This window comes from Novosphingobium sp. (assembly GCF_040398825.1).
Taxonomy (GTDB): domain Bacteria; phylum Pseudomonadota; class Alphaproteobacteria; order Sphingomonadales; family Sphingomonadaceae; genus Novosphingobium.
In genome coordinates this window covers 21,216-45,173 of sequence record NZ_JBBATI010000034.1, presented here as the reverse complement: position 1 = coordinate 45,173, position 23,958 = coordinate 21,216, and the positions used below count along the sequence as shown (strand labels likewise).

Genomic DNA, 23,958 nt, shown 5'->3' with positions numbered 1-23,958 from the left:
GTCGGGTGGGGAGGCGGGGCGGGCGGTATGAGTCGCGCTTTGCGCGAGTTGGTATTACGACATCTTGCGATGCAGGAAGTTGTCGGAGATTGAACAGGCGGCCGGGGCCAGAATGACCACGAACAGCGTGGGCAGGATGAACAGGATCAGCGGCACGGTCATGATCGCGGGCAGCCGCGCGGCTTTTTCTTCGGCGCGCATCATGCGTTCGTTGCGGAATTCGGCCGATAGCACGCGCAGCGCCGATGCCAGCGGCGTACCATAGCGTTCGGTCTGGATCATCGTCGTGGTCACGCCGCGCATCGCCTCCAGCTTTACGCGATAGGCCAGGTTTTCAAATGCCATGCGCCGCTCGGTCAGGAATGACAGCTCGATCGCGGTCAGCGCGAATTCGTCGCCCAGTTCGGGATAGGCGCGGCCCAGTTCGCGTGCCACGCGGCCAAATGCGGCGTCGATGGTCAACCCGGCTTCGGCGCAGATGACCAGCAGGTCGAGCGCGTCTGGCAGGCCCTTGCGCAGTTCCTTGGTGCGTTTGCTGACCAGGTTCGACACCCAGATGTCGGGCAATTTGTACCCGAAAAACAGCATTGCGGCGAACGCGCCAAACTTTTTGTAATCGGGCCAGGTCGGGAAATAGTTCGCGCCATAGATCAGCGACGCGGCCAGGCCACCGATCACGATCGGGCAGATCATCCGCCCCAGAATGATCGCAACGCCCCATTCCTTTTTGCGGATGCCGGCCTGTGCGAGTTTTTGCTGCGCCACTTTCAGCTGGCTGTCCTGCAGCACGCTGAGCGATTGCAGAAAGGTGCGGATGCGGTCGGTGGTGTCGTTGCGGCGGATGATGCTGGCGCGTTTGCGGCTGGCGGCGACGACAATCCCCGCCTTCAACTGTTCGCGCCGCTCGTTCAGCGCCTTGACCCGTTTGGCCATCGGATCGCGCACGGTGACCGCGGCATAGATCGCCATGATCACCGCCAGCGCGGCCAGCCCGGCCAGCAGCGACCCGACAAACAGCACATCGACGCCCATCAGGGTGGGGTGGGGGGTGGCCGGAACGGAGGAAAAATCGCTCATGATTGCGGGCTCAAATTTCGAAGTTGATCATTTGGCGCATGATGAATGCCCCGATCGACAGCCAGACAGCCGCACCGACCAACGCAATGATGCAGCGTTCGTCGTGAAAAAATGCGCCCATGTAATAGGGATTGATCGAATAGATCAGAAAGAACACGATGAATGGCAGTGACCCGATGATATAGGCCGATGCCTTAGATTCAGAGCTCATCGCGCTGATCTTCAGCTTCATCGCCGCGCGTTTGCGCAAAACATCCGCCAGGTTGCCCAGCGTTTCGGCCAGGTTGCCCCCGGTTTCGCGCTGGATCGCCAGTGTGATGCAGAAAAAGCTGAATTCCGCCAGGTTGAGCCGTTCGGCCGTGTCGGTCAGCGATTCATCCATCGTCCGGCCCAGCCGGATACGGTCGTTGACCAGTTTGAATTCCTCGGCCACCGGCCCTGGCAGTTCGCTGGCCACCACACCCAGCGTTTCGCTGATCGGCAGCCCGGACCGCAGCCCGCGCACCAGCAGTTCCAGCGCGTCGGGAAACCGGGTGATGAAATTCTTGGTGCGCTTGTTGATGGCCATGTTGACCACCATGTGCGGCACCCCTGCGCCCAGCATCACGCCAACCGCCAGACCCAGTGGCAGCGACCCGCTTTTCAGCCAGACCAGCAGGGTGATGCCGACGATCAGACCGAAGGTCGCGTAAAAGTATTGCGCCACGGTCCACTTTTTGCCGGTGCGGTGCAGCCGCAGCGTCAGCGCCTCTATCCGCGTCTGCGAACCGGAGCTTTTGTAGGTACCGGGTTTGCGCGCGGCAACGGCCTTGCGGTATTGCGCCTCCACCTTGTCGACCGCGTTGTCGGAATGGCGCAGGCGCACCGCCTGCAACCGGCGCGATCCTTCGCGCGACGCGCTCGGCCCCGACAACAGGATCATCACCAGACCCAGCATGAAGGTCACGCCAAAGACCAGGATCATCAGGGGCAAGGGCTGCATCGCGAAAACCACCAGGTGTTGTATCAGGGACGGGTGAACCGGGCCGCGAGGGGCCCCTTGTGTGTTTCAGACCGTGCGCATCACGCCGACGCGCCCGATTTTGACTTTGACGGCAGCAGTTTCTTCAGATCGAACCGGCCCAGCAGCGATCCCGATCCACCGGACGGCGCAGGCTCGCCGGCCGGGCGTCCGGCCTTGCCGGCCTTGGCGCCCTTGCCGATCTTTGATCCCTTGCCCGTGGCGGGGGCTTCACGCTCGCCATCGGTAGCGATGATCGCCTCGGTCATGCTGCGCAGTGCCACGGCCGCCTTTGACGTGCGGTTGGCGCCGATAAAGGTCTGGCCCAGCTTCGCAGCATTGGTCGCCGCCTTGGCATCATAGGGCACGACAAAGTTCAGCTTGCGCTCGATCGAGGTTTCAAAATCGCTGCGGCTGATTTCGCCGACGCCCGACATCGCCTTGTTGGCGACCATCAGCACTTGCGTGTGCGGGGCGTTGGATTTCAGCCACGACAGGATGCGGATGCCATCGCGCGCCCCGGCCAGCGTCAGTTCGGTCACCACCAGCACGACCTGCATGTTGGCCAGCAATTGCGGAAAATTGATCAGCATGTTGCGCGGCAGATCGACCACCGTCGCTTCGAACGCGTGGCGAAATTCGTCGATCAGCTGGTTGAACGCGGTACCGTCGGTCAGCAGCGGCGCACTGATCGGCGCCTCTGCCGACAGGATCGCCAGGTTGTCGTTGGCGCGGATCATCGCGCGTTCGATAAACAGACCGTCGATGCGGCTGGGGTTGTCGATCGCATCGGTCAGCCCGCGGCCGGGTTCCAGATCGAGCGTAAGCGCGCCGGTGCCAAAATGGACATCGAGATCGAGCAGCGCGGTCGGCATCTTGTGATCGGCGCTCAGCATCCAGGCCAGCGATGTGGCCAGCGTCGATGCGCCGACCCCGCCGCGCGTGCCCACCACGGCGGTGGCGATGTGGCGTTTGCCGGCGGCACCGCCATCAGCCCCGCGCGGCGCGGCAAAGATGGCCTGCGCCTGCACCAGCGTGTCGCGCAGATGGCCCGGCGACAGCGGTTTCAGCAGATAATCGTTGATGCCCGACGACACCAGATCACGGTACAGCCGCACATCGTTGACCTGGCCCACCGCGATCACCACCGTGCCGGGTTCGCACACTTCGGCCAGCGCGTTGATGTCGTTCAGCGGGTCGCCGCTTTCCGACAGGTCCACCATCAGGATTGCCGGGCTGGCGGTGATGGCCAGCGACTGGGTCGCGTTGCGCAGGCCGCCCTTCATCACCTTTTCCGGCGGCCAACCCATTTCGATGGCAACCGAACGAAGTGTATCGAGCGTGACATCGTCGCAGACATAGGCTGCGAACATGTCACGATTGCCGGATTTCCAGGGCGCGTTCATCGCGTGACTTCCTTATGTGCTGCTGTGCTTGCTGGCCTGATGGCTTAATTGGTTGATTGCTGTTTCAGACTGGCCGCACCGGTCGGGGCCTTGGTACGGAACGCCTCGATCGCCTTGGCATTGGTCGCCACGACCGTGTTGCCGGTGCCATCCTGGCCGTGGATCAGGTCTTCCTTGTTGGCGATCATCGCCGCCATGTTGCTGCTGGTGGCGCAGCCATAGTTGCGCGACGTGGCGTTGCGGTAATTGGCATCGGAACGCCCGGTCCAGTCGGGGCAGCCCGGCACGCTGGCAAACGCGCGCGAAATGACCACGCGCGCCATGCCGGCGGGCAGCGCGCCTTCGGTTACCGGGGCCACGCCGTCGACCACCAGGCCGTATTTTGCCGCCACCACTTCGACCGCGGCGCGGGTGGCCAGCGTATCGGCGGGATCGTCAACCGACAGGTGATCGCCATATTTCAGCCCGAGCGCACCAAACCATTCGCCCAAACGGCGGGCCTGGACGGCGTCAAAGCCGCCTTCGGGCTGGGTGGTCAGGTCAAAGGTGAAATTGGTGTGTTCGACCACCGGCTGGTGAATGTTGTCCAGCGTGCGGTTGGTGGGCATGCCGCCGCACCCGGCCAGCATCAGGCCCAACCCCAGCGCGAGCGCAGAGGCGGCCAGGCGAACCGGGCGGGGGCCACGCAGGCCTGCGCGATTTTGGCTATGCGTCATGACGGTGTCCCCTTTCACTGAATGCTGAAGCCGGGCTGGGTATCAGCACTGGCCTGTTTGGTGCGTTTGCGCGGGCGATCAGCCGTGGTGCCCGATGCGTCACCCACCGGGCCGATCGCGGGTCGCGCACCCTGCTGGCCGGCGGGCATGGCCGATTGCTGGGTGGCCGGCTTTTCGGTCGGTTTCGGGCTCTTTTCGCCCTTCACGTTGTCGCTTTCCACATTGCCCAGCAATTGCTGCAGCGCATCCGCGCTCTTGAACCCGTCGGTGGGCAGATGGATCTGGTTGGCATCGACCGGATTGACCAGGTATGGCGTGACCACGATCACCAGTTCGGTTTCACCCTTTTTGAACGCGGTGGACCGGAACAGCGAACCCAGCACCGGGATATCGCCCGCGCCCGGCAGTTTCGAAATGCTGTCCTGGCTGTTGTTCTTCAGCAGGCCGGCGATCATGAAGCTTTGCCCTGATCCCAGTTCCACCGTCGTTTCGGCGCGCCGCACGGTCAGGCCCGGTACTGACAGGCCATTGATCGTGACCGATCCTTCGCTGGTCAGTTCCGACACTTCGGGCCGCACGCGCAGCGAAATCCGGCCATTGGCCAGCACGGTCGGCGTATAGGACAGGCTGACGCCGTATTTCTTGAATTCGATCGAGGTCGCGCCCAGCCCGGTGTTGACCGGAATGGGATATTCGCCCCCCGCCAGAAAGTCTGCGGTTTCGCCCGACAGCGCGGTCAGGTTCGGTTCTGCCAGCGTGGTGACCAGCCCGATCTGTTCGCCCAGGTCCAGCGCGCCCAGCAGGTCCATCCCGAACAGATGGCCCATGCCGGCCAGCGCGGTGCCGACCAGCGGGGAATTGACCGATACGCCCTTTGTCAGCACCTGCCCGGTGGGATTGAGCGCGGTTACTGCGGTCGGGTCATACGTAAACGTGCTGGGCACGTTGCCCACGCCCAACGAAGCACTGCTGCCGCTCTGGAAAAAGCCGGTGCCCTGGCCAATGCCGTATTTGAACCCGTTGGCGGTGGACACGCTGGTCAGGTTGGAGCTGATATTACGTGTCAGCGACCGGCTGACTTCGGCGATTTTCACGCTCAGGTTCACCTGCAGCGGCGTCGCCATTTTCAGGCGGCTGATGACCGTGGTCTTGTCCGCGACAAACGCCTTGACCAACCGTTCCGCCTCGGCCGCGTCTTCGGGCGCGGCGACGGTGCCGGTCAGCAGCACGGTGTTGTTCATGGTCGATGACGTAATATGTGCATCGGGCATTGCCATGTGCAGCATCTGTTCGATGCTGTCGAGATTCTGGCCGACCCGCACGTTGGCCGACCACACCACTTCGCCGCGCGCGTTGCTGGCATAGACGGTGGTTTCACCGCCGGACTTGCCAAACACATACAACTGGTTGCCGGTTTTCACCTGCACATCGGCAATCGCATCATTGGCGACAAACACATCCGACATCGCCGATGGCAGCGTGACCAGCTGGCCATGGCCGATACCCAGCGCCAGCGACCGCGCCGGTGCGGAAATCCCGGGCATGACGCGCATCCCGGCCGGTTCACCGCTGCCGACGTGGCGTTGCGGCAGCTTGGCGTGGGTGACCGCATGGGCGGCAGCATGGCGGTGGGCCCTGGCCGCCAGCAGCGGAGAGGACAGCATCGGCACTGCGGCGATCGCCACCAGGCCCAATGCGGACGTTGCCAAACGGGCACGGGTTACCAAACGCACTTTCATCGTCTTGCCTTTCGCGCCAGCAGTGGCGGCAGCGCCGGTTTTGTCGGAACGCATCTCAGAACACTCCCATCGGGCCAACGGGCACGATCGTCGGCATCGGGGCGATCGGCACTTCGACCGTTTCCTTGCCGCGGGTCACGCGCACCGTCGGGGTGCGACGAATTTGCTGCAGCGTGTCGGCCGGTGCGACACCCAGGCGTGCCCGGCCGCCGCTGTGCGCAGACTGCACCATGTCGCCCGATGTCACGCCGTTGATGGCATTGGCGGTCGGCATCGTCTTGCGCTGGAACCGCGACACATCGCCGCCGGTTACATACGTGTTGGTCTTGTCCACCGGCTTGGTCAGCGCGGTTTTCAGCAGGCGATCTTCTTCCTGCTTGCTGGCGCCATGCGGCACTTTGATCTGGCCAGAAGCGATGACCTGTTCCAGTTCGGCCGAGTTGTCGGCAATCGAACGCAGCGAAAGGCTGATCGTGCCGATCGATTCGGCCACCGACAGCTCTTCGGCGATTTTGGGCGTGGCTTCGACGGTGACCAGGCTGAACCCCTTGACGCGGGTATGGCCATCGACGGTTTCCTGATCGGTCGATTGGTCGGTGGCCAGCACGCGCAGGTTTTTCATGATGGTTTCGGTCGCGCGCAGCGGCTGTGATTCGCCTTCACCCTTGACCGACTGGGTCAGCAACAGATCGATGTGGTCACCCGGGAACACAAACCCGGCAACCCCGGTGCGGCTGCTGACCGGAATGGTTACGGCGCGCATCCCGGCACCCAGCGCTGCGGCCAGAAAGCCGCGGTCGCCCGGCGCCACCAGCGATCCGGTGGTAACCGGCTGGCCGGCAGTGATCGGATTTTTGACCACGGTGCCCAGCAGTTTCGCCATGTCGGTCTTGTCCTGCAGGAAATAGGCATCCTGCACGAGATCCTTGGGCCAGGGCTGGAATGCCAGTGCATCGGCGGTGATGATCGTGCCGATCGGCAGCGCGCGTTGCGACACCAGCACCTTTGGCCCGTCCAGCATTTTGGCCGCGACCGCCTGCGGCGCAGAGCCGCCGGACAGAAGCGCGCGTGCCCCCAGGCTCGTGACAAGCGCCACCACCAAGGCTCCGAGCAACAAAAACAGTTTCTTCCTGTCCATGGCTTACTTTTCCTGCCCTAACTTCACCGGTGGTCCAGGCCACCCGCGAATTGCGTCACTGTGAACGCACCACCCCGTAACAATCGCCCAAATTGGTTAAATTTGACCTAGGACGCCGCAGCCGCGTGCCCGTTTGAATATGGTTGATTTCGTCATTGGCCCGTCGCCGGGGTTTTGCCCGTAGTTGGCGCCGTTGCCGGTGCCGGCAGCGGCGGCATGCCGGCCGGCAGTTGCGGCGCAACCCCCGGGGCATGAACCGCAACGGCGAAATGCGGCGCACCGGCGTTGAGATCGGCGCGGTCGTGCCAGTGCACCGCATCGGTACTGCCCAGCGTCCACAAACCGGCCAGCGCAATCGCCACGCCATAAGGAATTTTCAGCCGGTCCTTGCGACGCCGGCTGATGTGCCACATGCCAAGGGCGATGGTCAGCACGCCGCCCAGCAGCGCCATCACGATCAACAGTTTCAGAAACAGCACACCCGGCAGCCACAGCGCCAGCGCGGTCAGCAGTTTGACATCACCGCCGCCCATCGCGCGCAGCGCAAACAGCCCGGCCAGTACGGCAAACGCAGCCACCGCAATGGCCAGCTGGATCGCCACACCCGGCCACAAAGTCAGCCCGCTGGCCCACCAGAATACCGGCGCCATCAGCGCCACGACAGCGTTCAGCCAGTTGTCGATCTGGCGGCGGCGGATATCGGTAAAGGCGGCAATCAGCAGCGCGATTGCCAATGCCCCGACCAATCCGTAAATGATCCATGTCCCTTGCATGACTGGCCTTATGCGGGACAATCACTTACCAAACGGTAACCAAGAACAACCTCAGGTTCTGGCAAAAAGGCGCGTGCATTGGTGGACAGTCCCGATTCGCATTCCCCGGCGGACCAGACCAACCCCGCGCGCCGCGCCATTCCGCCACAGGCGTCCGAATCGCGCTGGCGGGCACCCGACGGGGCCGCCATCCGGCGGATCGACTGGGCCGGTCGGCGGGGTGATAGCCAGCCCCCGCGCGGGTCGATTTTGTTTCTGCCCGGACGCGCCGATTTTTACGAAAAGTACCTCGAAACGCTGGATGGCTGGCACGCGGCCGGGTGGCGGGTAACCGCGCTCGATTGGCGCTGGCAGGCGGGATCGGGGCGCTATCATGACCATCCGCGTGTCGGGGGCGTGGATGATTTTGCCAGCTGGATCAAGGATCTGGGTGATTTTTGGGGCCCCTGGGCGGCGGCCACCCCGGGGCCGCATGTGCTGATCGCGCATTCGATGGGCGGCCATTTGGCGCTGCGCGCGGTGGCGACGCGCGCGGTGCGGCCCGATGCCCTGGTGCTGACCGCGCCGATGCTGGGTTTTGTCACGCCGATCCCCAAATGGCTGCAACCCGGCTTTGCCTGGGCGATGTGCACGATCGCCAATCCCGATCGCATGGCTTGGGGTGATGGCGAACGCCCGGGGGACAGCGCCGCCACGCGGGGCAAGACGCTGACCCATGATGCCGACCGCTATGCCGATGAGGGGTGGTGGCGCAAACAGCGCCCCGAACTCGATCTTGGCCCGGCCAGTTGGGACTGGGTGCGCAAGGCCGGCGAATCGATTGCGGTGCTGGATCGGCCCGGTCTGCTCGAATCGGTTGCGGTGCCGGTGCAGATCCTGGCCGCGCGTTACGACCTGCTGGTGGCCTGGCCGGCGATCGCACGCGCCGCCGCGCGCCTGCCCGGTGCCGAACTGGTCGATTTCGGGCGTGAGGCGGCGCACGAACTGCTGCGAGAGGCAGACCCGGTGCGCAACCGCGTGCTGGCCGCCATCGCCGCGTTCTGCGACCGGGTGGCGCCGCCGGACGAACCCGCCTGATCCTGCATCTTTGGAAAGTTTGCGATGACCGATCTTCCTGCCGCCACGGACCACGACCTGGCCACGCCGTTTGACATTGTCATTATTGGCGCCGGCATGGCGGGCGCCAGCCTGGCCGCCGAATGCGCCGCCCACGCGCGCGTGCTGATGGTGGAGGCGGAAGCGGTGCCCGGCTATCACACCACCGGGCGTTCGGCTGCGTTTTGGGAGGAAAGCTATGGCGGACCGGGTGTCGTGCCGCTGACCGCCGCCAGCCACAGTTTTCTGACCGATCTGGGTCTGTTGTCACCGCGCGCCGCGCTGATCATCGGGCGTGCCGAAGACCGTGACCGCGTCGCCGGCCATGTTGACCGGTTTGCCGGGCTGGGCGTCGATGTGCGGTTGATGGACCGCGCTGCTATCGTGGCAGAGGTGCCCGGCCTGCGCCCCGAATGGTGCCATGGCGCCTATGAGGCAAAGGGCGCGGATATCGATGTGGCCGGGCTGCATCAGCATTATCTGGCGCAGGCGCGCCGCGCCGGCACCGTGCTGCGGCTGCGCGCAGGGGTGACCGCGCTGGAACGCGTTGGCGCTGGTTGGCACGTGGTGTGGGCGGGCGGCGTGGTATCGGCGGCGATCGTCGTCAATGCCGCCGGGGCCTGGGCCGACCAGGTTGCCGCACTGGCAGGCGCGGCGCCGCTGGGGATTGCCCCATTGCGGCGCACGATCGTGCAGGTGCGCACCGATCCGCTGCCACCTGCAAACATGCCGCTGACCTTTGGCATCGACGAAGATTTCTATTTCAAAGCGCAATCGGGCCGCCTGCTGGTAAGTCCCCACGACGAAATCCCCGATGTCGCGCACGATGTCGCGCCCGAAGAGCTGGACGTGGCGATCGCCATCGACCGCATGGAACACGTGCTGGACTGGCGCATTGCCGCGGTCGAACGCCGCTGGGCGGGCCTGCGCAGTTTTGCCCCCGATCGCCTGCCGGTCTATGGGTTTGACGCGCACGTGCCTGGCCTGTTCTGGTTTGCCGGGCAGGGCGGGTTCGGCATTCAGACCGCGCCCGCCGCCGCGCGACTCGGCGCGCAACTGCTGTTGGGCCGGCCACGCGATGCCATGACCGATCCGCTCAACGCCGCCTGGTACGCGCCCACACGGCTTTAAACGACGGGCCTTGCCATATCCCCCCCGATTCGGGGAGGATATGGAGGGGCCAGTGGCGCGATCAGCAGTGGCCGAGCTTCCCGTTGTGGCTGCGGCAACGCGTGACCTTGATCGGATGGTGCGCCTTGAAATTGATGCGCGGGGCAAACACCTTGTGGCAACGATAGGGCTGGCCATGGCGGTTGCGACACACCCGCGCCTCTGCGGTATCAACGGCTGCGAAACTCACACACACCAATGCGGCGGCGACGATTGCTTTCAACATAGACTTCTCCTTTGGCGAAACATTCTGCTTGTCCAAGATAGACGTTGGCGCAGACAAAAGGTGCCCTCGGAAAACCCCCAGTTTGTTATGCGGCGATCGCCGCATCGCTGGCCAGTTTGTCCACGCGTTCGTTTTCCACATGGCCGTCGTGGCCTTTGACCCAGATCCATTCGATTTTGTGGGGTTTTGCCGCGATGGTCAGCGCGCGCCACAGGTCTTCGTTTTTCACCGGCTTGTTGTCAGCGGTTTTCCAGCCCTTGCGCACCCAGCCGGGCATCCATTTGGTCATGCCGTCGATAACATAGCGGCTGTCGGTGTGCAGGCGTACCGCGCTGGGGCCGCGCAACGCCTCCAGCGCGCGCAGCACCGCGGTCATTTCCATGCGGTTGTTGGTGGTGGCGGGGTCTGACCCGGACAGTTCCTTTTCATGGCCATCGGCGCGCAGCAACGCCCCCCAGCCGCCTTTGCCCGGATTGCCCTTGCACGCGCCGTCGGTAAAAATGTCGATCGCTTTCACGCAACAGCTCCTGGCCCGAAGATATCCGGGTTTTCACGATAAAATTCCAGCCGGCGGGCCATCGGCAGCGGGTCCTTGCGCGTGACCAGCGCGTCGGCCGGCGTGTTGATCCAGTCATAGGCGCGGCTCATCATGAAGCGCATTGCCGCGCCCTGCGCCAGCAATGGCAGCGCCGCGCGTTCGGCCGGGGCCAGCGGGCGCACCGCATCATATCCGGCGATCAGCGCGCGCGACAGGTCATCGCGGAATGTGCCGTCCTGCGCGTCCCAGCACCACGCCAGGTGGGTGATCGCCAGATCATAGGCAATCAGATCGTTGCACGCGAAATAGAAATCGATCATCCCGGTTATGGCATCGCCCAGCACCAGCACATTGTCGGGAAACAGGTCGGCGTGGATCACGCCCCGGGGCAAATCATCGGGCCAGCCTTGCGCAATGCGCGGCAGATCGTGCGCCACCAGCGTGGCCAGTGCGGGGTCGATCGCCGCCAGCGCATCGGGGCCACATTCCGCTGCCAGCCGGTGCCATTCGGCAATGCCCATGCCATTGGCGCGGGCGCCGGGAAAATCCGCGGCTGCCAGATGCAGCCGCGCCAGTTCCGCCCCCACGCTGTGCGCCTGCGCCGCGGTGGGTGCGGATACCGAAACGCCGGGCAGAAATTCAATCAGCGCGATCGCCTTTTCGACGGCGCGGTCTGGCCCAGGCACCATGCGAAACAGCGCGCCATCGGCATCGTGGATGGTGCGCGGCACCGGGCAGCCGCGCGCCGCCAGGTGATCAAGCAGCGACAGGAAATAGGGCAGATCGCCCAGATCGATGCGGAATTCGTACATCGTCAGGATATAGCGCGCAGCCGCGGCCGGATTTTCGGCGCCGGTGGCGTTTGCGGGGCCGGTGGTTTCGATCAGCCAGTTGCTGTTCGACACCCCTTCGGCAATGCCCTTGGCCGAAACCAGCGTGCCAACGCGATATTCCGCGATCAGCGCCGCCATGTCCTCGGCGCCGAGGTGGGTGTAAACCGCCACAGCAATGCGCCCCTTATTCGGTCAGCTGGCGCGGCAGTTTGAACACCATGTGTTCTTCGGCGGTGGTCACCGTTTCGCTGCTGATCGCGCGCCATTCGCCCAGCCGGTCGACCACTTCGCGCACCAGCACTTCGGGTGCGGAGGCGCCGGCGGTCACGCCGATGGTTTCGACCGTATTCAGCCATTCGGGCGCAATTTCGCTGGCGCGCTGGATCAGCCGGGCGCGGGTGCCGCTGCGTTCGGCGACTTCGACCAGGCGCAGCGAATTGGAACTGTTGGGCGCGCCGATCACCAGCACCAGATCGCAATCGCCGGCAATCGCCTTGACCGATTCCTGCCGGTTGGACGTGGCATAGCAGATGTCTTCGGCCTTTGGCCCGGCGATCGTCGGGAATTTTTCGCGCAAGGCGGCGACAATCGCGGCGGTATCATCCACCGACAGCGTGGTCTGGGTCAGAAACGCCAGTTGCACATCGGGCGCAATGGCGATGGCGCCCACATCCTCCACCGTTTCGACCAGCGTGATCGTGCCCGCAGGCACCTGGCCCATCGTGCCGATCACCTCGGGATGGCCGCGATGGCCGACGAACAGGATGTGGCGCCCCGCTTCGTAATGGCGTTCGGCCTGGCGGTGCACTTTGCTGACCAGCGGACAGGTCGCATCCAGCCAGTCGAGCCCGCGCGTGGTCGCCTCTGCCGGGATCGATTTGGGCACGCCATGCGCGGAAAACACCACCGGCGCGCCATCCGGAACCGCGTTCAGCTCTTCGACGAATACGGCGCCCTTGGCCTTCAGCCCTTCGACCACAAAGCGGTTGTGCACGATTTCGTGGCGCACATAAACCGGCGCGCCATAGCGGTCGATCGCACGTTCGACGATTTCGATGGCGCGGTCGACCCCGGCGCAAAATCCGCGCGGTGCCGCGATCAGCACGCGCAACGGGCGTTTTTCGGCAAGACTGTCCTGGGGCAGGGCGGCAGAGAGGGTTGGTTCGGTCATAACCAACGCCTTTAGCAGTGCGTGCGGGTTCCGACAAACCCTGTGCGGCCGACAATCCCCCGAACGCATGCGCCGGAATGCGTGCCAGGTATGCATGCCCGGAATGCATCCATTGCCCAATGCGGCGGGGCTGGCTAAAGGAACGGATGCCCATGCCTGATCGGCAGCAGCACTGATTGCCAAAAGGACCCCGCGCCGCAATGTCAGCATTTATCACCCGTGCCGCCCGGATCAGTGTTCTTGCGTGCCTGCCCGCGCTGGTCTTGTCCGGCTGCGCCAGGAACAAGGGGGAACTGGTGGTGGACGACACGGTCGGCGTGACCGCGTTGCGCAGCCCGTGCCCGATCGTCGGCGTGCCGGAATTGACCGGTGATCTGACGCTGCTGGCCCCTGGCCGCAGCGATTCCGGCGCGATCGACGTGGTTGCGGCCATGACCAATGTGCGCAGCACCTGCAATGATGCCGCGAACCAGTCGAAACTGGCCACGCGGGTCGATTTCGACGTGGTCGCGCGGCGCACGCAGACCGCCGGCGCGCGCCATATCGATCTGCCCTATTTTTCGCTGGTCGAACGTGGCGGCACCACCATTGTCGCCAAAAAGGTGGGCACCGTCGCCATCGATTTCGCCGATGGGCAGGATCGGGCGCAGGGCCATGGTGTGGCCAGTTCGCTGGTTGATCGGGCAGAGGCATCGCTGACCGCCGCGATCCGTTCGCGCCTGACGCGCAAGCGCAAGGCCGGCGATAACGATGCGGCGGTCGATCCGCTGTCGCAGCCCGATGTGAAGGCGGCGCTGTCGCGCGCGACGTTTGAATTGCTGGTCGGGTTTCAGCTGTCCGATCAGCAGCTGGCCTACAACGCCACCAAATAACCTTTCGCCCCGGTGTGTACGCCACACCGGTCCAGATCCTGAACAATGGCAGTGGCCGACCGGCGCGACGGGCTTTTGCCTGTTGCGCCGTCTTGCGCTATCGCTGTCCCTATGACTGACACCATGATCCAGACTTTGCCCCACCCCGCTGCATCCGTTCCCGCCGCGCATGATGCCCCGCGCGCGCTGTTTGCCGAATTCGCGCACGTGATCGATGCCGCGATTGTCGCGCTGGAAAGCGCCGGCACACTGCCCGCCGGGCTGCCGCGCGTTGCGGTCACCACCGAACCGCCGCGCGATCCCGCGCATGGCGACATTTCGACCAACGCGGCGATGGTGCTGGCCAAACCGGCGGGCACCAACCCGCGCGCGCTGGCGGCACTGCTGATCGCCGAACTGGTGCGCGACCCGCGCGTGGTGTCGGCCGACATCGCCGGGCCGGGGTTCATCAACCTGCGGCTGACCCCGGCGGCGTGGCTGGGCGAATTGCGGCTGATCGCGCAGGCGGGGGACGACTATGGCCGTTCCACCTTTGGCGGTGGCAGCACGGTCAATGTGGAATATGTGTCCGCCAACCCGACCGGGCCGATGCACATGGGGCATTGCCGGGGCGCGGTGGTGGGCGATGCGCTGGCCACGCTGCTGGCGTTTGCCGGGCATCGGGTGATCCGCGAATATTACATCAACGATGCCGGCGGCCAGGTCGATGTGCTCGCCCGGTCGGTGCACTTGCGCTATCGTGAGGCGCTGGGGCATGACGTGGGCGCCATTCCCGAAGGGTTGTACCCCGGCGATTACCTGATCCCGGTCGCCACCGCGCTGGCGGCGGAATTCGGGCATGCCTATGCCGACGCACCCGAAGCCGATTGGCTGGTGCCGTTCCGCACCCGTGCGGTGGCGGCGATGATGGCGATGATCCGCGAAGATCTGGCGCTGCTGGGCATTCACCACGACGTGTTCAGTTCCGAGGCGGAATTGCAGGCGGCGGGCAAGCCGGCCGCGGCAGAGGCGTGGCTGCGCGCACACGATCTGGTTTACGATGGCGTGCTGGAGGCGCCGAAGGGCAAGCTGGCCGAAGATTGGGAAGCGGTGGAGCTGCCGCTGTTCCGCTCCACCCGGTTTGGCGATGACCAGGACCGGCCGATTCGCAAATCGGATGGCAGCTGGACCTATTTTGGTGCGGATCTGGCCTATCATTTCCAGAAGACACAAACATCCGACGAACTGGTCGATATCTGGGGCGCCGATCATGCCGGCACGGTCAAGCGTATCCGTGCCGCGGTCGCCGCGCTGACCGGGGCGGCGGGCAAGCCCAAGCCGTTTGAAGTGAAACTGGTGCAGATGGTCCAGCTGCTGCGCGATGGCGTGCCGGTGAAAATGTCAAAGCGCGCCGGCACGTTTGTCACGCTGGCCGATGTGGTGGGCGAGGTCGGCAAGGATGTCGTGCGGTTCACCATGCTGACCCGCAAACCCGATGCGCAGATGGATTTCGATTTCGCCAAAGTGGTCGAAGCATCGAAAGACAACCCGGTGTTCTATGTGCAGTACTGCCATGCGCGGGTCTGTTCGACGCTGCGCAAGGCGGCGGCGGAACATCTGGCCCCCGGTGCCGATGCGCTGGACCGGCTGGGTGATGAAGAACTGGCGCTGGTGCGGCTGGCGGCGCAATTCCCGCGCGTGATAGAGGCGGCGGCGCAGGCGCGTGAACCGCACCGGCTGGCGTTTTTCCTGTACGATCTGGCAGCCGGGTTCCATGCCTATTGGAATATCGGCAACGATCGGCCGGAAAAACGCTATATCGTGGCGGGCGATCCCGAACTGACCGCGGCACGGCTTTTCCTGGCCGCGCAAATCGGGCAGGTTATCCGCAATGGGCTGGCCATTCTGGGGGTGGCGGCAGCCGAAGAATTGTAATCCGAAGTGATGGTACTGCGCCGCCGCAGGGCAGCGCCACGCAACAAGCGGAGCAGGGTCAATGCATGCTGATGAACACGATGCCGCCAGCCATGATGGGGCCGGTCATGACGAAACCGTGCATGCGCCCTCGCTCGACCTGGGCGAGGACGAGCGCCTGCCCTGGCTGGAAAGCGCCGATGATGTCGAGGACGAACGCACGGGCGGCGGTTCTGGCCGGCTGATCGGGCTGGCGGCGGCGGCACTGCTGCTGCTGGGGACGCTGGTTGGCGGCGTATACTGGTTCACCCACCGTGGCGGGTCTTCGCGCCCGGCCGATGGCAGCCTGATCGAGGCAAGCAAGGACCCCTATAAAGTCGCGCCGGCCGATCCGGGTGGCAAGACCTTTGCCGGCACCGGCGATACCAGTTTCAAGGTCAGCCAGGGCGAACACCCTGAGGCCAGCCTGGGCACCGGCGCGCCGGCTGCTGCATCGCCGGCAGCGACGCCATCACCGCCGGCGGCAGGGTCATCCGCAACGGCGACGCCGGCGGCAAAGCCGGCCGCGCATGATGCGCCGCATGCTGTGGCGGCGGCAAAGCCCGCAGCTGCTTCGCCCGCACCGGCGGGTGGCGGCGTGGCCGTGCAGGTCGGCGCGTTTTCGACCAACGCGTTGGCCGAATCGGCCTGGACGCATCTGGTCGCGGCGCACGATGTGCTGAACGGGCAGGGCCACCGGGTGGTTGAGGGCAAGGCGGATATCGGCACGGTCTATCGCCTGCAGGCGCTGGCCAGCGACACCAGTGCCGCCAACAGCCTGTGCAACCGGCTGCAGGCCGATGGCGTGAAGTGCCAGGTGAAGCATTGACGCCACGCGGCCGCGCTGACCGATCATGATTCCGGCGATATTCGGTCTGTCCGGCCCGGCACTGAGCCCGGAGGAGCGCGCATTTTTCCGCGATGCCGATCCGGCGGGGTATATCCTGTTCGGCCGCAACGTGGTCGATCCGGCGCAGTTGCGCGCGTTGACCGACGATCTGCGTGCGTTGCACGGCCGCGACCGGCTGCTGGTGTGCATCGATCAGGAAGGCGGGCGCGTGGCGCGCATGAAACCGCCGCATTGGGGCACTTATCCGGCGCAGGGGCGCTTTGACCAGTTGTACGATATTGCCCCGGTCAGCGCGATCGAGGCCGCGCGCGCCAATGCCGAGGCAATCGCGCTCGATCTGGCAGAGGCCGGGATCACGGTTGATTGCCTGCCGCTGCTCGATGTGCGCCAGCCCGGCGCCGATGACGTGATTGGCGATCGTGCGCTGGGGGCGGAACCGATGCGCGTGGCGGCGCTGGGCCGCGCGGTGCTGGATGGCCTGGCGCGTGGCGGGGTGACCGGGGTGGTGAAGCATGTGCCGGGCCACGGCCGCGCCACCGCCGACAGCCACAAACACCTGCCGACCGTCACCGCCAACGCCACCGAACTGGCAACCGACCTCGCACCGTTTATCGCGCTTGCGCACCATGGAGAGGCGCTGGCACCCGCCAAAATCGCGATGACCGCGCATGTTTGCTACACCGCGTGGGATGACAGCGCGCCGGCGACGCTGTCGGCGCGGGTGATCGGTGACGTGGTGCGCGGCGCAATCGGTTTTCAGGGTCTGTTGTTGTCCGACGATCTGGATATGGACGCGCTGAGCGGTTCGATTGCACAGCGCGCCGCGCGCGCGGTGGGCGCGGGGTGTGACCTGGCGCTCAATTGCTGGGCGCGGATGCCCGATATGGTGGCGATCGCCGCCGCTTTGGGGCCGATAACTGCGGATGGCGCTGCCCGGCTGGCCGATGCGCTGGCGGCGACCGATATCGATCCTGTCGATGCCGCGGGCCGGCGGGCCGATCTGGTGGCGCGGCGCGATGCGCTGCTGGCGCTGGCACCATGACCGATCCGGCACCGGCGGACGATGATGCCGACTGGATGCCGCTTGGCGCAGACCCGCTTACCGCGCGCGGGTCGGACGCGCTGTATCTTGAGCTTGACGGGTGGGAAGGGCCGCTGGATCTGCTGCTCGATCTGGCGCGGCGGCAAAAGGTTGATCTGCTGCGGATTTCCATCCTCGATCTGGTCGATCAGTACCTGGGCTATATCGCCCGCGCGCGCGCGATCCAGCTGGAACTTGCGGCCGATTACCTGGTGATGGCGGCATGGCTGGCCTATCTCAAATCGCTGCTGCTGCTGCCGCGCGACCCGGAAATGCAGCCCGGTCCCGAAGAACTGGCGCTGCGGCTGCAATTGCGGCTGCAACGGCTGGGCGCGATGCGAGAAGCGGCGTCGCGGCTGATGGCGCGCGACCGGCTGGACCGCGACGTGTTTGCCCGCGGCGCGCCCGAAGGCATCAGCCTGTCGCGCAAACCGCAATGGACCGCCAGCCTGTTCGATCTGATCCAGGCCTATGGCACGATCAAGGCGCGCAACACGCCGGTGGTGCATATGGTGCGCGCACGCCCGGTAATTACGCTGGAATTTGCGCTGGAACGGCTGTCGCGGATGCTGGGGGTGGCGCGTGACTGGGTCGATCTGCGGGCGCTGTTGCCGCGCGCCGAGCCCGATGCCGATCCGCGCCTGACCCGGTCGGCGCTAGCATCAAGCTTTGCCGCCGCGCTGGAACTGGCCAAACAGGGCCGCGCCGAACTGATGCAGGACGAAGTGTTTGGCCCATTGCGGCTGCGCGCGGCAGGAACCGCGTCATGATCGATGACGATCTGGTCCGCGCGGTAGAGGCCACGCTGTTCGCGGCGGAATCCCCGCTGACCGCCGAACAGATCGCGCAGCATCTGGGTGGTGCCAGCGTGGCGGCGGCGCTGGAAACGCTGGTGCAGCACTATGCCGGGCGCGGGATCGAACTGGTGACTCGCGGCGGGCACTGGCATTTTCAGACCGCGCCCGATCTGGCGCACCTGTTGCGCCGCGAACGGGAAGAACCGCGGCGCCTGTCACGCGCAGCGATCGAGGTCATGGCCATCGTCGCCTATCACGAACCGGTCAGCCGCGCAGAGATTGAAGCGATTCGCGGGGTCCAGACCGCGCGCGGCACGCTGGATGTGCTGATGGAGGCGGGCTGGGTGCGCATTGCCGGGCGGCGTGAGGCACCCGGGCGGCCGACCATTTATGCCACGACGCCGGCGTTTCTGGCGCATTTCGGCCTGGCATCGCGGCGCGATCTGCCGGGGATCGATGAACTGCGCGCGGCCGGCATGCTCGACCCGATCGATGCTGCTTATGCCGCGCTGACCGGCGAACAATCCGATGAGTAAGCGGGCATCATCAACAAAGCGCATCATTTGCTCCGCTTGCGTCTGGCGGATGGCACAAAAAGCGCCTATCTAGGCTGCGACAAAGGAGAATTGTGATGGGTGGTCTGTCTCTACCGCACCTGATTGTTCTGGCGCTGGTGGTCCTGATCCTGTTCGGCCGTGGCCGGATTTCCGATATGATGGGCGATTTCGGCAAGGGAATCAAAAGCTTCAAAGAAGGCATGGCCGACGAAACCAATCGTCCGGTGACGCCGCCCCCGTCACAGATCCAGCAGACGGTGCAACCGCCGGTGGCGCCCGTGCCCCAGGCTGCACCAGCGCCCGTGCCGGCCGATCACCAGGGCCCAACCGGCGCGGCCTGAGCCCGCAGGCTCAAGCCCGCCGCGCCGGTTGAACCATGTTTGATATCGCCCCATCCGAATTCCTGCTGATCGCGATCGTGGCCATCGTCGTGATCGGGCCAAAGGACCTGCCGATGGCTTTGCGCGCCGCCGGTCGGTGGATTGCGCGCGTGCGACGCGTGTCGAACCATTTCAAATCGGGTATCGAAACCATGATCCGCGAAGCGGAAATGGAAGAGATGGAACGCAAGTGGCGCGAACAGAATGCGGCGATCATGGCCGCGAATCCCAACCCTGAAATTGCCACCGAAACCGCCACAGCAACCGCCAACGATCCGCCGCTGCACGCCGATCATGCGCCGGTGATGATGCCGCTGGCGACGCCGCATGCTGATCACGCGCCGATCGACCCGCTGGTGGCTGCGCATGGCCTGACCGATCCGCATCACGCGGTAACGGCCGAGGCCGTGGCCACCGTTGCGCAGACCGATCGCCCGGCATGATCGACGATATCGACCAAAGCCAGGCGCCGCTGCTGGACCACCTGATGGAACTGCGCACCCGGCTGTTGCGCACGATCTATGCGCTGGTGGTGGCGTTTGCGGTGTGCATGTATTTTGCCAGCAATATTCTGGACATCCTGATCTGGCCGCTGGCGCGCGCGTTTCCCCAAGGGACGGGCAAGCTGATCTATACCAAGCTGTACGGCGCGTTTTTCGTCGAAGTAAAGGTCGCACTGTTCGCTGCCATTTTCGTCAGCTTTCCGGTGATTGCCAACCAGTTGTGGATGTTCATCGCACCCGGGCTGTATGCGCGCGAAAAAAAGGCGTTCCTGCCGTTTCTGGTGGCCACCCCGGTGCTGTTCGGGCTGGGCACAAGCCTGGCGTATTTCGTGGTGATGCCGACGGCGTTTCGCTGGTTCATCGGCTTTCAGGGCATGCACGGTGGTCTGCAGTTGGAGGCTTTGCCGGGGGTGGAGGAATACCTCAACCTGGTGATGCAGTTCATCCTGGCGTTTGGCGGCAGTTTTCTGCTGCCGGTGCTGCTGATGCTGCTCAACCGCGCGGGCATCGTGTCGCGCGCGCAACTGGTCTCCGCGCGCCGCTATGTGATTGTCGGCATTGTTGCGCTGGCCGCGCTGATCACGCCGCCCGACGTGGTGTCACAACTGATGCTGGCGGTGCCGCTGCTGATCCTGTTCGAAGGCACGCTGGTGGTCATGCGCTTTGCCGAGGCCGCCGATGAACGCGCCAAGCTAGTGGATGCGGCGACGGCCTGATTTTGTCGCGGGAACCAAACCACTCCCGCTCATGCTGAGTCTGTCGAAGCACACGCGCGACATTTGCCCATTGAACGGTCGATGAGCATCCAGAACATGGGTCAGCGCGTGTGCTTCGACAGGCTCAGCACGAACGGATATGGTAAGCTGGGGATGTCAGATTTCTGATTGAAATCACGGCCTTTTGACCACCGCTGCAACCTCACCATCGGGATGGTCGGCATCCCAGGTCTTGCCGCCGCCGACCCAGGTCTGCCACACTTTGGTGTGGCGAATGGCGTCGGGGGTGGCGGTCATCGGGTCGGTATCGACCAGCACGAAATCGGCGCGCAGGCCCGGCGCGATGCGGCCAAAACGCGCTTCGGCAAAGCCGGCATAAGCCGCGGCGCTGGTATAGCCGGCCAGTGCGGTCACCCGGTCCACGCGTTCCTGCGGTTGCCAGCCACCCTCCGGCGCGCCGCTGGCATCCTGCCGGGTCAGCGCGGCGGCGATGCCGGCCCACGGATCGGGGCGTTCCACCGGCGAATCCGATCCGAATGCCAGCACGGCGCCCTGCCGCTTCAGGCTGGCCCAGGCATAGGCGCCGGCCAACCGGGCCGGGCCCAGCCGCGCCTCTGCCATCGTGCGGTCCGATGGCTGATGCACGGGCTGCATCGATGCCACCACGCCGCCATGCGCGGCAATCCCGGCCACCAGTGGCCAATCGGCGGGATCGACCACCTGGGCATGTTCGATTCGCCAGCGCCGGTCGCCGGTATAGGTATGGGTAAGGTCGGTGATGGTGGTCAGCACGGTCGCGCCGGCCTTGTCGCCCAGCGCGTGGACCGCCACCTGATAGCCATCCATGGCCGCCCGGCTCATCAGATTGCCCAGCTGCGTTTCGGTCAACAGCGGCGTGCCGCGGCTGTCGGGCTGATCGGTGTAGGGAGCCTTCAGCCAGGCGCCGCGCGACCCCAGCGCGCCGTCCATATACAGTTTGACCCCACCCATCCGCAGCCGGTCGGTATAGAGCCACGGGGTCGGGCCGGACCCGCAGATGGCCGCCATCGCCTCTGTGCCCATGGCATAGGACATGATCCGCACATACAGCCGGTTGGCATCGCCCGCGCGGCGAAACGCCAGCCAATCGTTCAGCGTGGTGCCCATGTCGGCCACGGCGGTGATCCCCGCCCGCGCAAAACCGCGTTCGGCGGTCATCAGCGCCAGATCGATGTCGCGCGGGTTGGGGGCGGGCACGGCATTGGCCACCAGCGCAGTGGCGCGGTCGACCAACACTCCGGCGGGGGCGCCACCGGCCAGCCGTTCGATCACGCCGCCATCAGGGGTGGGTGTCGCCGCGGTGACTTTGGCCAGATTGAGCGCGGCGCTGTTGGCCCAGCCGGCGTGACCATCGACGCGCACCAGCCAGACCGGGCGATCGGGCACCGCGCGGTCCAGTTCTGCCGCAGTCGGAAACCGGCCCAGCTGCCAGCGTTCCTGATTCCAGCCGCGCCCGGTGATCCACGGCCGATCGGGATGCGCGCGCGCGTAAGCGGCAATTTTCGCCAGCGCTTCATCCAGCGAATTTGTGTCGGACAAATCGAGCGTCAGCAGCGCAAAGCCGGTCTTCACAATGTGGACATGCGCATCGATCAGCCCCGGCAACAGCACGTGGCCCTTGCCGTCGATGTGGTACTGGTATCCCTTGCGGCCCTGGCGCGGCACACTGTCGCCCGGCCGGTAGACCGCCCTGATCACGCCGGAATCGTCAAACAACAGCGCGGTAAAAGTTTGCAGCGTGCCATCGGCGCCGATCGTTTCGCCGCGGATATTGTCAACCAGCGTATCGGCCTGCGCCGACCCGGCGCCGGCGATTAGCGCCAGCGCCAGTACCGCGCCCGCCAGCCGGGGCACGATCACATGTCGCCCCGGTCGGGCCCATTGCGTTTGGGTAGCCGGCGGATCAGCGCGCTGGTGTCCTGGCGGCCGCCACCCAGTGCCTGAATATCCGCATAGAACTGGTCGACCAGCGCGGTCACTGGCACGCTGGCGCCGATCCCGCGCGCCTCATCGATGGCCAGCCCCAGATCCTTGCGCATCCAGTCCACCGCAAAGCCGAAATCGAATTCGTCGCGGGCCATCGTGGCAAAGCGATTGTCCAGCTGCCACGATTGCGCGGCACCGCCGCTGATCGCATCGAACAGCTTGTCAAGATCGAGCCGCGCGGTCTGGGCAAAGCGGATCGCTTCGGACAGGCCCGCCAGCGTTCCGGCGATGCACATCTGGTTGGCCATCTTGGCGGTTTGCCCGGCGCCCGATTTGCCGACATGCACCACCCGTTTGGCATAGGCGCCCAGGATCGCGCGCGCGGCCTCTACCGCCGCTTCGCTGCCGCCGCACATGATCGACAACGTGCCGGCCTCTGCCCCCGATTGCCCGCCGGTGACCGGGGCATCGACGCACAACAGTTCCTTGTCGCGGCCCTCGACCGCGATCTGGCGGGCAATCCGCGCCGATACCGTGGTGTGATCGATATACACCCCGCCGCGGCGCAGCGTGGCAAACGCGCCATTGGGGCCCAGCACGACTTCGGCCAGATCATCATCGTTGCCGACGCAGGTGATCACCACATCGGCGCCCTCCGCAGCTTCGGCCGGACTGGCGGCGACGCGGGTGGCCAGCCCGGGATTGGCGGCCTGCCAGGCATCGGCGCGCGCGCGCGTGCGGTTGTAAATGGTCAGGCGGTGGCCGGCGCGGCCCAGATGGCGCGCCATTTGTGATCCCATCACGCCAAGGCCGATAAACGATACGGATTGTGGTTGTGTCATGGCACCGGGTCTAGAGCATCGCGCTAAAAAGTGGGAACCGGTTTTTTGCAAAAGCGATGCGACAACAAAAAACTTCCGGTTTGCCGGTCTCTGCCAGCCTGTTTCGATGGGCTGAAGCGGGCTTGTTCGCAGCGGGTTGGGGCGCTAGCGCCGACGGCATGATACAAACCCGATCCACCCCCCGGTCAGCCGCGCGGGCCACGGTTTTCAGCGCGCTGTTCTGGCTGACACTGGCGCTTGCGCTGACCATGGCGCTGTTGCAGCATCCGCCGGCGCTGCCGATCGACTGGCTTGGCGACAAGTTTGCACATATGCTGGCGTTTGCCACGCTGACCGTGCTGGCCAAATTTGCCTTTCCCGGCACGCCCGCCTGGCGCATTGCCGAACGCCTGTCGTTTCTCGGCGCGCTGATCGAGGTGGCGCAATCGATCCCCGCGCTGCATCGCGATTGCGACATCCGCGACTGGATCGCAGATACGCTGGCGATCGTGGCGGTCACGCTGCTGTTGCGGTGGTGGCGGGGTGACCAGCTTGTGATCACGGCGAAGGGCGTTTGCTTTGCCACAACTTTCGATTAGGGC

24 protein-coding genes and 1 pseudogene are annotated in these 23,958 nt (G+C 65.2%); 12 read left to right on the top strand and 13 right to left on the bottom strand.

The annotated features are described in order from the left end of the window. Window positions 1–54: 54 nt before the first annotated feature. From ABWP89_RS15065 to ABWP89_RS15035, 7 genes and pseudogenes are all read right to left on the bottom strand, one after another. Window positions 55–1,077 (bottom strand): type II secretion system F family protein, encoded by a 1,023-nt coding sequence (locus tag ABWP89_RS15065; protein ID WP_353230296.1) that lies wholly within the window; start codon window positions 1,075–1,077, stop codon window positions 55–57. Window positions 1,078–1,087: 10 nt separating this feature from the next. After that, on the bottom strand, window positions 1,088–2,059 hold the full coding sequence (locus tag ABWP89_RS15060) for a type II secretion system F family protein (RefSeq protein ID WP_353230295.1): 972 nt from the start codon (window positions 2,057–2,059) through the stop codon (window positions 1,088–1,090). An 80-nt stretch (window positions 2,060–2,139) separates the two neighbouring features. Continuing rightward, window positions 2,140–3,483, bottom strand: a complete 1,344-nt coding sequence (locus ABWP89_RS15055) for a pilus assembly protein CpaE (protein ID WP_353230293.1) — start codon at window positions 3,481–3,483, stop codon at window positions 2,140–2,142. 44 nt (window positions 3,484–3,527) lie between these two features. Beyond that, window positions 3,528–4,199, bottom strand: coding sequence for a CpaD family pilus assembly protein (locus tag ABWP89_RS15050; RefSeq protein WP_353230292.1), 672 nt, complete (start codon window positions 4,197–4,199; stop codon window positions 3,528–3,530). 14 nt (window positions 4,200–4,213) lie between these two features. Further along, on the bottom strand, window positions 4,214–5,992 hold the full coding sequence (locus tag ABWP89_RS15045) for a type II and III secretion system protein family protein (protein ID WP_353230291.1): 1,779 nt from the start codon (window positions 5,990–5,992) through the stop codon (window positions 4,214–4,216). 1 nt (window position 5,993) lies between these two features. After that, window positions 5,994–7,076: a Flp pilus assembly protein CpaB gene (gene cpaB / locus ABWP89_RS15040; protein WP_353230289.1), complete on the bottom strand. Its 1,083-nt coding sequence runs from the start codon at window positions 7,074–7,076 to the stop codon at window positions 5,994–5,996. A gap of 305 nt (window positions 7,077–7,381) precedes the next feature. Continuing rightward, window positions 7,382–7,849: pseudogene (locus ABWP89_RS15035) on the bottom strand (A24 family peptidase); the annotation flags it as partial. Between the two features lie 81 nt (window positions 7,850–7,930). Here ABWP89_RS15035 and ABWP89_RS15030 point away from each other — a divergent pair. Beyond that, window positions 7,931–8,926 (top strand): alpha/beta hydrolase, encoded by a 996-nt coding sequence (locus ABWP89_RS15030; protein ID WP_353230288.1) that lies wholly within the window; start codon window positions 7,931–7,933, stop codon window positions 8,924–8,926. A gap of 24 nt (window positions 8,927–8,950) precedes the next feature. Next, on the top strand, window positions 8,951–10,075 hold the full coding sequence (locus ABWP89_RS15025; protein ID WP_353230286.1) for an NAD(P)/FAD-dependent oxidoreductase: 1,125 nt from the start codon (window positions 8,951–8,953) through the stop codon (window positions 10,073–10,075). A 61-nt stretch (window positions 10,076–10,136) separates the two neighbouring features. Here the strand turns inward: ABWP89_RS15025 and ABWP89_RS15020 are convergent, their stop codons facing one another. From ABWP89_RS15020 to ispH, 4 genes are all read right to left on the bottom strand, one after another. Next, window positions 10,137–10,340, bottom strand: coding sequence for a hypothetical protein (locus ABWP89_RS15020; RefSeq protein ID WP_353230285.1), 204 nt, complete (start codon window positions 10,338–10,340; stop codon window positions 10,137–10,139). Window positions 10,341–10,425: 85 nt separating this feature from the next. Beyond that, window positions 10,426–10,857 carry a ribonuclease HI gene (gene rnhA / locus ABWP89_RS15015; RefSeq protein ID WP_353230284.1) on the bottom strand — a complete coding sequence of 144 codons (432 nt, stop codon included), beginning with the start codon at window positions 10,855–10,857 and terminating at the stop codon, window positions 10,426–10,428. Next, window positions 10,854–11,882: a homoserine kinase gene (gene thrB, locus ABWP89_RS15010; protein WP_353230283.1), complete on the bottom strand. Its 1,029-nt coding sequence runs from the start codon at window positions 11,880–11,882 to the stop codon at window positions 10,854–10,856. Before thrB ends, rnhA begins: the two co-directional genes overlap by 4 nt. A gap of 13 nt (window positions 11,883–11,895) precedes the next feature. After that, window positions 11,896–12,882 carry a 4-hydroxy-3-methylbut-2-enyl diphosphate reductase gene (gene ispH, locus ABWP89_RS15005; RefSeq protein ID WP_353230282.1) on the bottom strand — a complete coding sequence of 329 codons (987 nt, stop codon included), beginning with the start codon at window positions 12,880–12,882 and terminating at the stop codon, window positions 11,896–11,898. Between the two features lie 200 nt (window positions 12,883–13,082). Here ispH and ABWP89_RS15000 point away from each other — a divergent pair, with 200 nt between their 5' ends. The 9 genes from ABWP89_RS15000 to tatC all read left to right on the top strand — a co-directional run bounded on the left by ABWP89_RS15000 (window position 13,083) and on the right by tatC (window position 20,570). Continuing rightward, window positions 13,083–13,754 carry a hypothetical protein gene (locus ABWP89_RS15000; protein WP_353230281.1) on the top strand — a complete coding sequence of 224 codons (672 nt, stop codon included), beginning with the start codon at window positions 13,083–13,085 and terminating at the stop codon, window positions 13,752–13,754. Between the two features lie 123 nt (window positions 13,755–13,877). Then, on the top strand, window positions 13,878–15,668 hold the full coding sequence (argS, locus tag ABWP89_RS14995; RefSeq protein WP_353230301.1) for an arginine--tRNA ligase: 1,791 nt from the start codon (window positions 13,878–13,880) through the stop codon (window positions 15,666–15,668). Between the two features lie 61 nt (window positions 15,669–15,729). After that, on the top strand, window positions 15,730–16,515 hold the full coding sequence (locus tag ABWP89_RS14990) for an SPOR domain-containing protein (protein ID WP_353230280.1): 786 nt from the start codon (window positions 15,730–15,732) through the stop codon (window positions 16,513–16,515). 25 nt (window positions 16,516–16,540) lie between these two features. Continuing rightward, complete coding sequence (gene nagZ / locus ABWP89_RS14985; protein ID WP_353230279.1) at window positions 16,541–17,578, top strand: beta-N-acetylhexosaminidase; 1,038 nt, start codon at window positions 16,541–16,543, stop codon at window positions 17,576–17,578. A 35-nt stretch (window positions 17,579–17,613) separates the two neighbouring features. Further along, window positions 17,614–18,387 (top strand): segregation and condensation protein A, encoded by a 774-nt coding sequence (locus ABWP89_RS14980; RefSeq protein WP_353230300.1) that lies wholly within the window; start codon window positions 17,614–17,616, stop codon window positions 18,385–18,387. After that, a complete protein-coding gene (gene scpB / locus ABWP89_RS14975) occupies window positions 18,384–18,950 on the top strand; it encodes an SMC-Scp complex subunit ScpB (protein WP_353230278.1) in 567 nt (188 codons plus the stop codon). Before ABWP89_RS14980 ends, scpB begins: the two co-directional genes overlap by 4 nt. A gap of 95 nt (window positions 18,951–19,045) precedes the next feature. Beyond that, window positions 19,046–19,312, top strand: a complete 267-nt coding sequence (locus ABWP89_RS14970) for a Sec-independent protein translocase subunit TatA (RefSeq protein WP_353230277.1) — start codon at window positions 19,046–19,048, stop codon at window positions 19,310–19,312. Window positions 19,313–19,347: 35 nt separating this feature from the next. Beyond that, a complete protein-coding gene (gene tatB, locus ABWP89_RS14965) occupies window positions 19,348–19,794 on the top strand; it encodes a Sec-independent protein translocase protein TatB (RefSeq protein ID WP_353230276.1) in 447 nt (148 codons plus the stop codon). Further along, entirely contained in the window at window positions 19,791–20,570 is a 780-nt protein-coding gene (tatC, locus tag ABWP89_RS14960) for a twin-arginine translocase subunit TatC (protein ID WP_353230275.1), read from the top strand. The genes tatB and tatC overlap by 4 nt, the downstream gene beginning before the upstream one ends. Window positions 20,571–20,744: 174 nt before the next feature. Here tatC and ABWP89_RS14955 read toward each other — a convergent pair whose 3' ends face one another. Both ABWP89_RS14955 and ABWP89_RS14950 read right to left on the bottom strand, forming a co-directional pair. Beyond that, a complete protein-coding gene (locus ABWP89_RS14955) occupies window positions 20,745–22,469 on the bottom strand; it encodes an amidohydrolase (protein WP_502915301.1) in 1,725 nt (574 codons plus the stop codon). Further along, the gene (locus tag ABWP89_RS14950; protein ID WP_353230274.1) at window positions 22,466–23,377 is read right to left on the bottom strand and encodes an NAD(P)-dependent oxidoreductase; all 912 of its coding nucleotides are present in this window, start codon (window positions 23,375–23,377) and stop codon (window positions 22,466–22,468) included. The genes ABWP89_RS14955 and ABWP89_RS14950 overlap by 4 nt, the downstream gene beginning before the upstream one ends. Before the next feature lie 158 nt (window positions 23,378–23,535). Between ABWP89_RS14950 and ABWP89_RS14945 the strand changes: the two genes are divergently transcribed. After that, complete coding sequence (locus ABWP89_RS14945; RefSeq protein ID WP_353230273.1) at window positions 23,536–23,955, top strand: VanZ family protein; 420 nt, start codon at window positions 23,536–23,538, stop codon at window positions 23,953–23,955. Window positions 23,956–23,958: the final 3 nt, after the last annotated feature.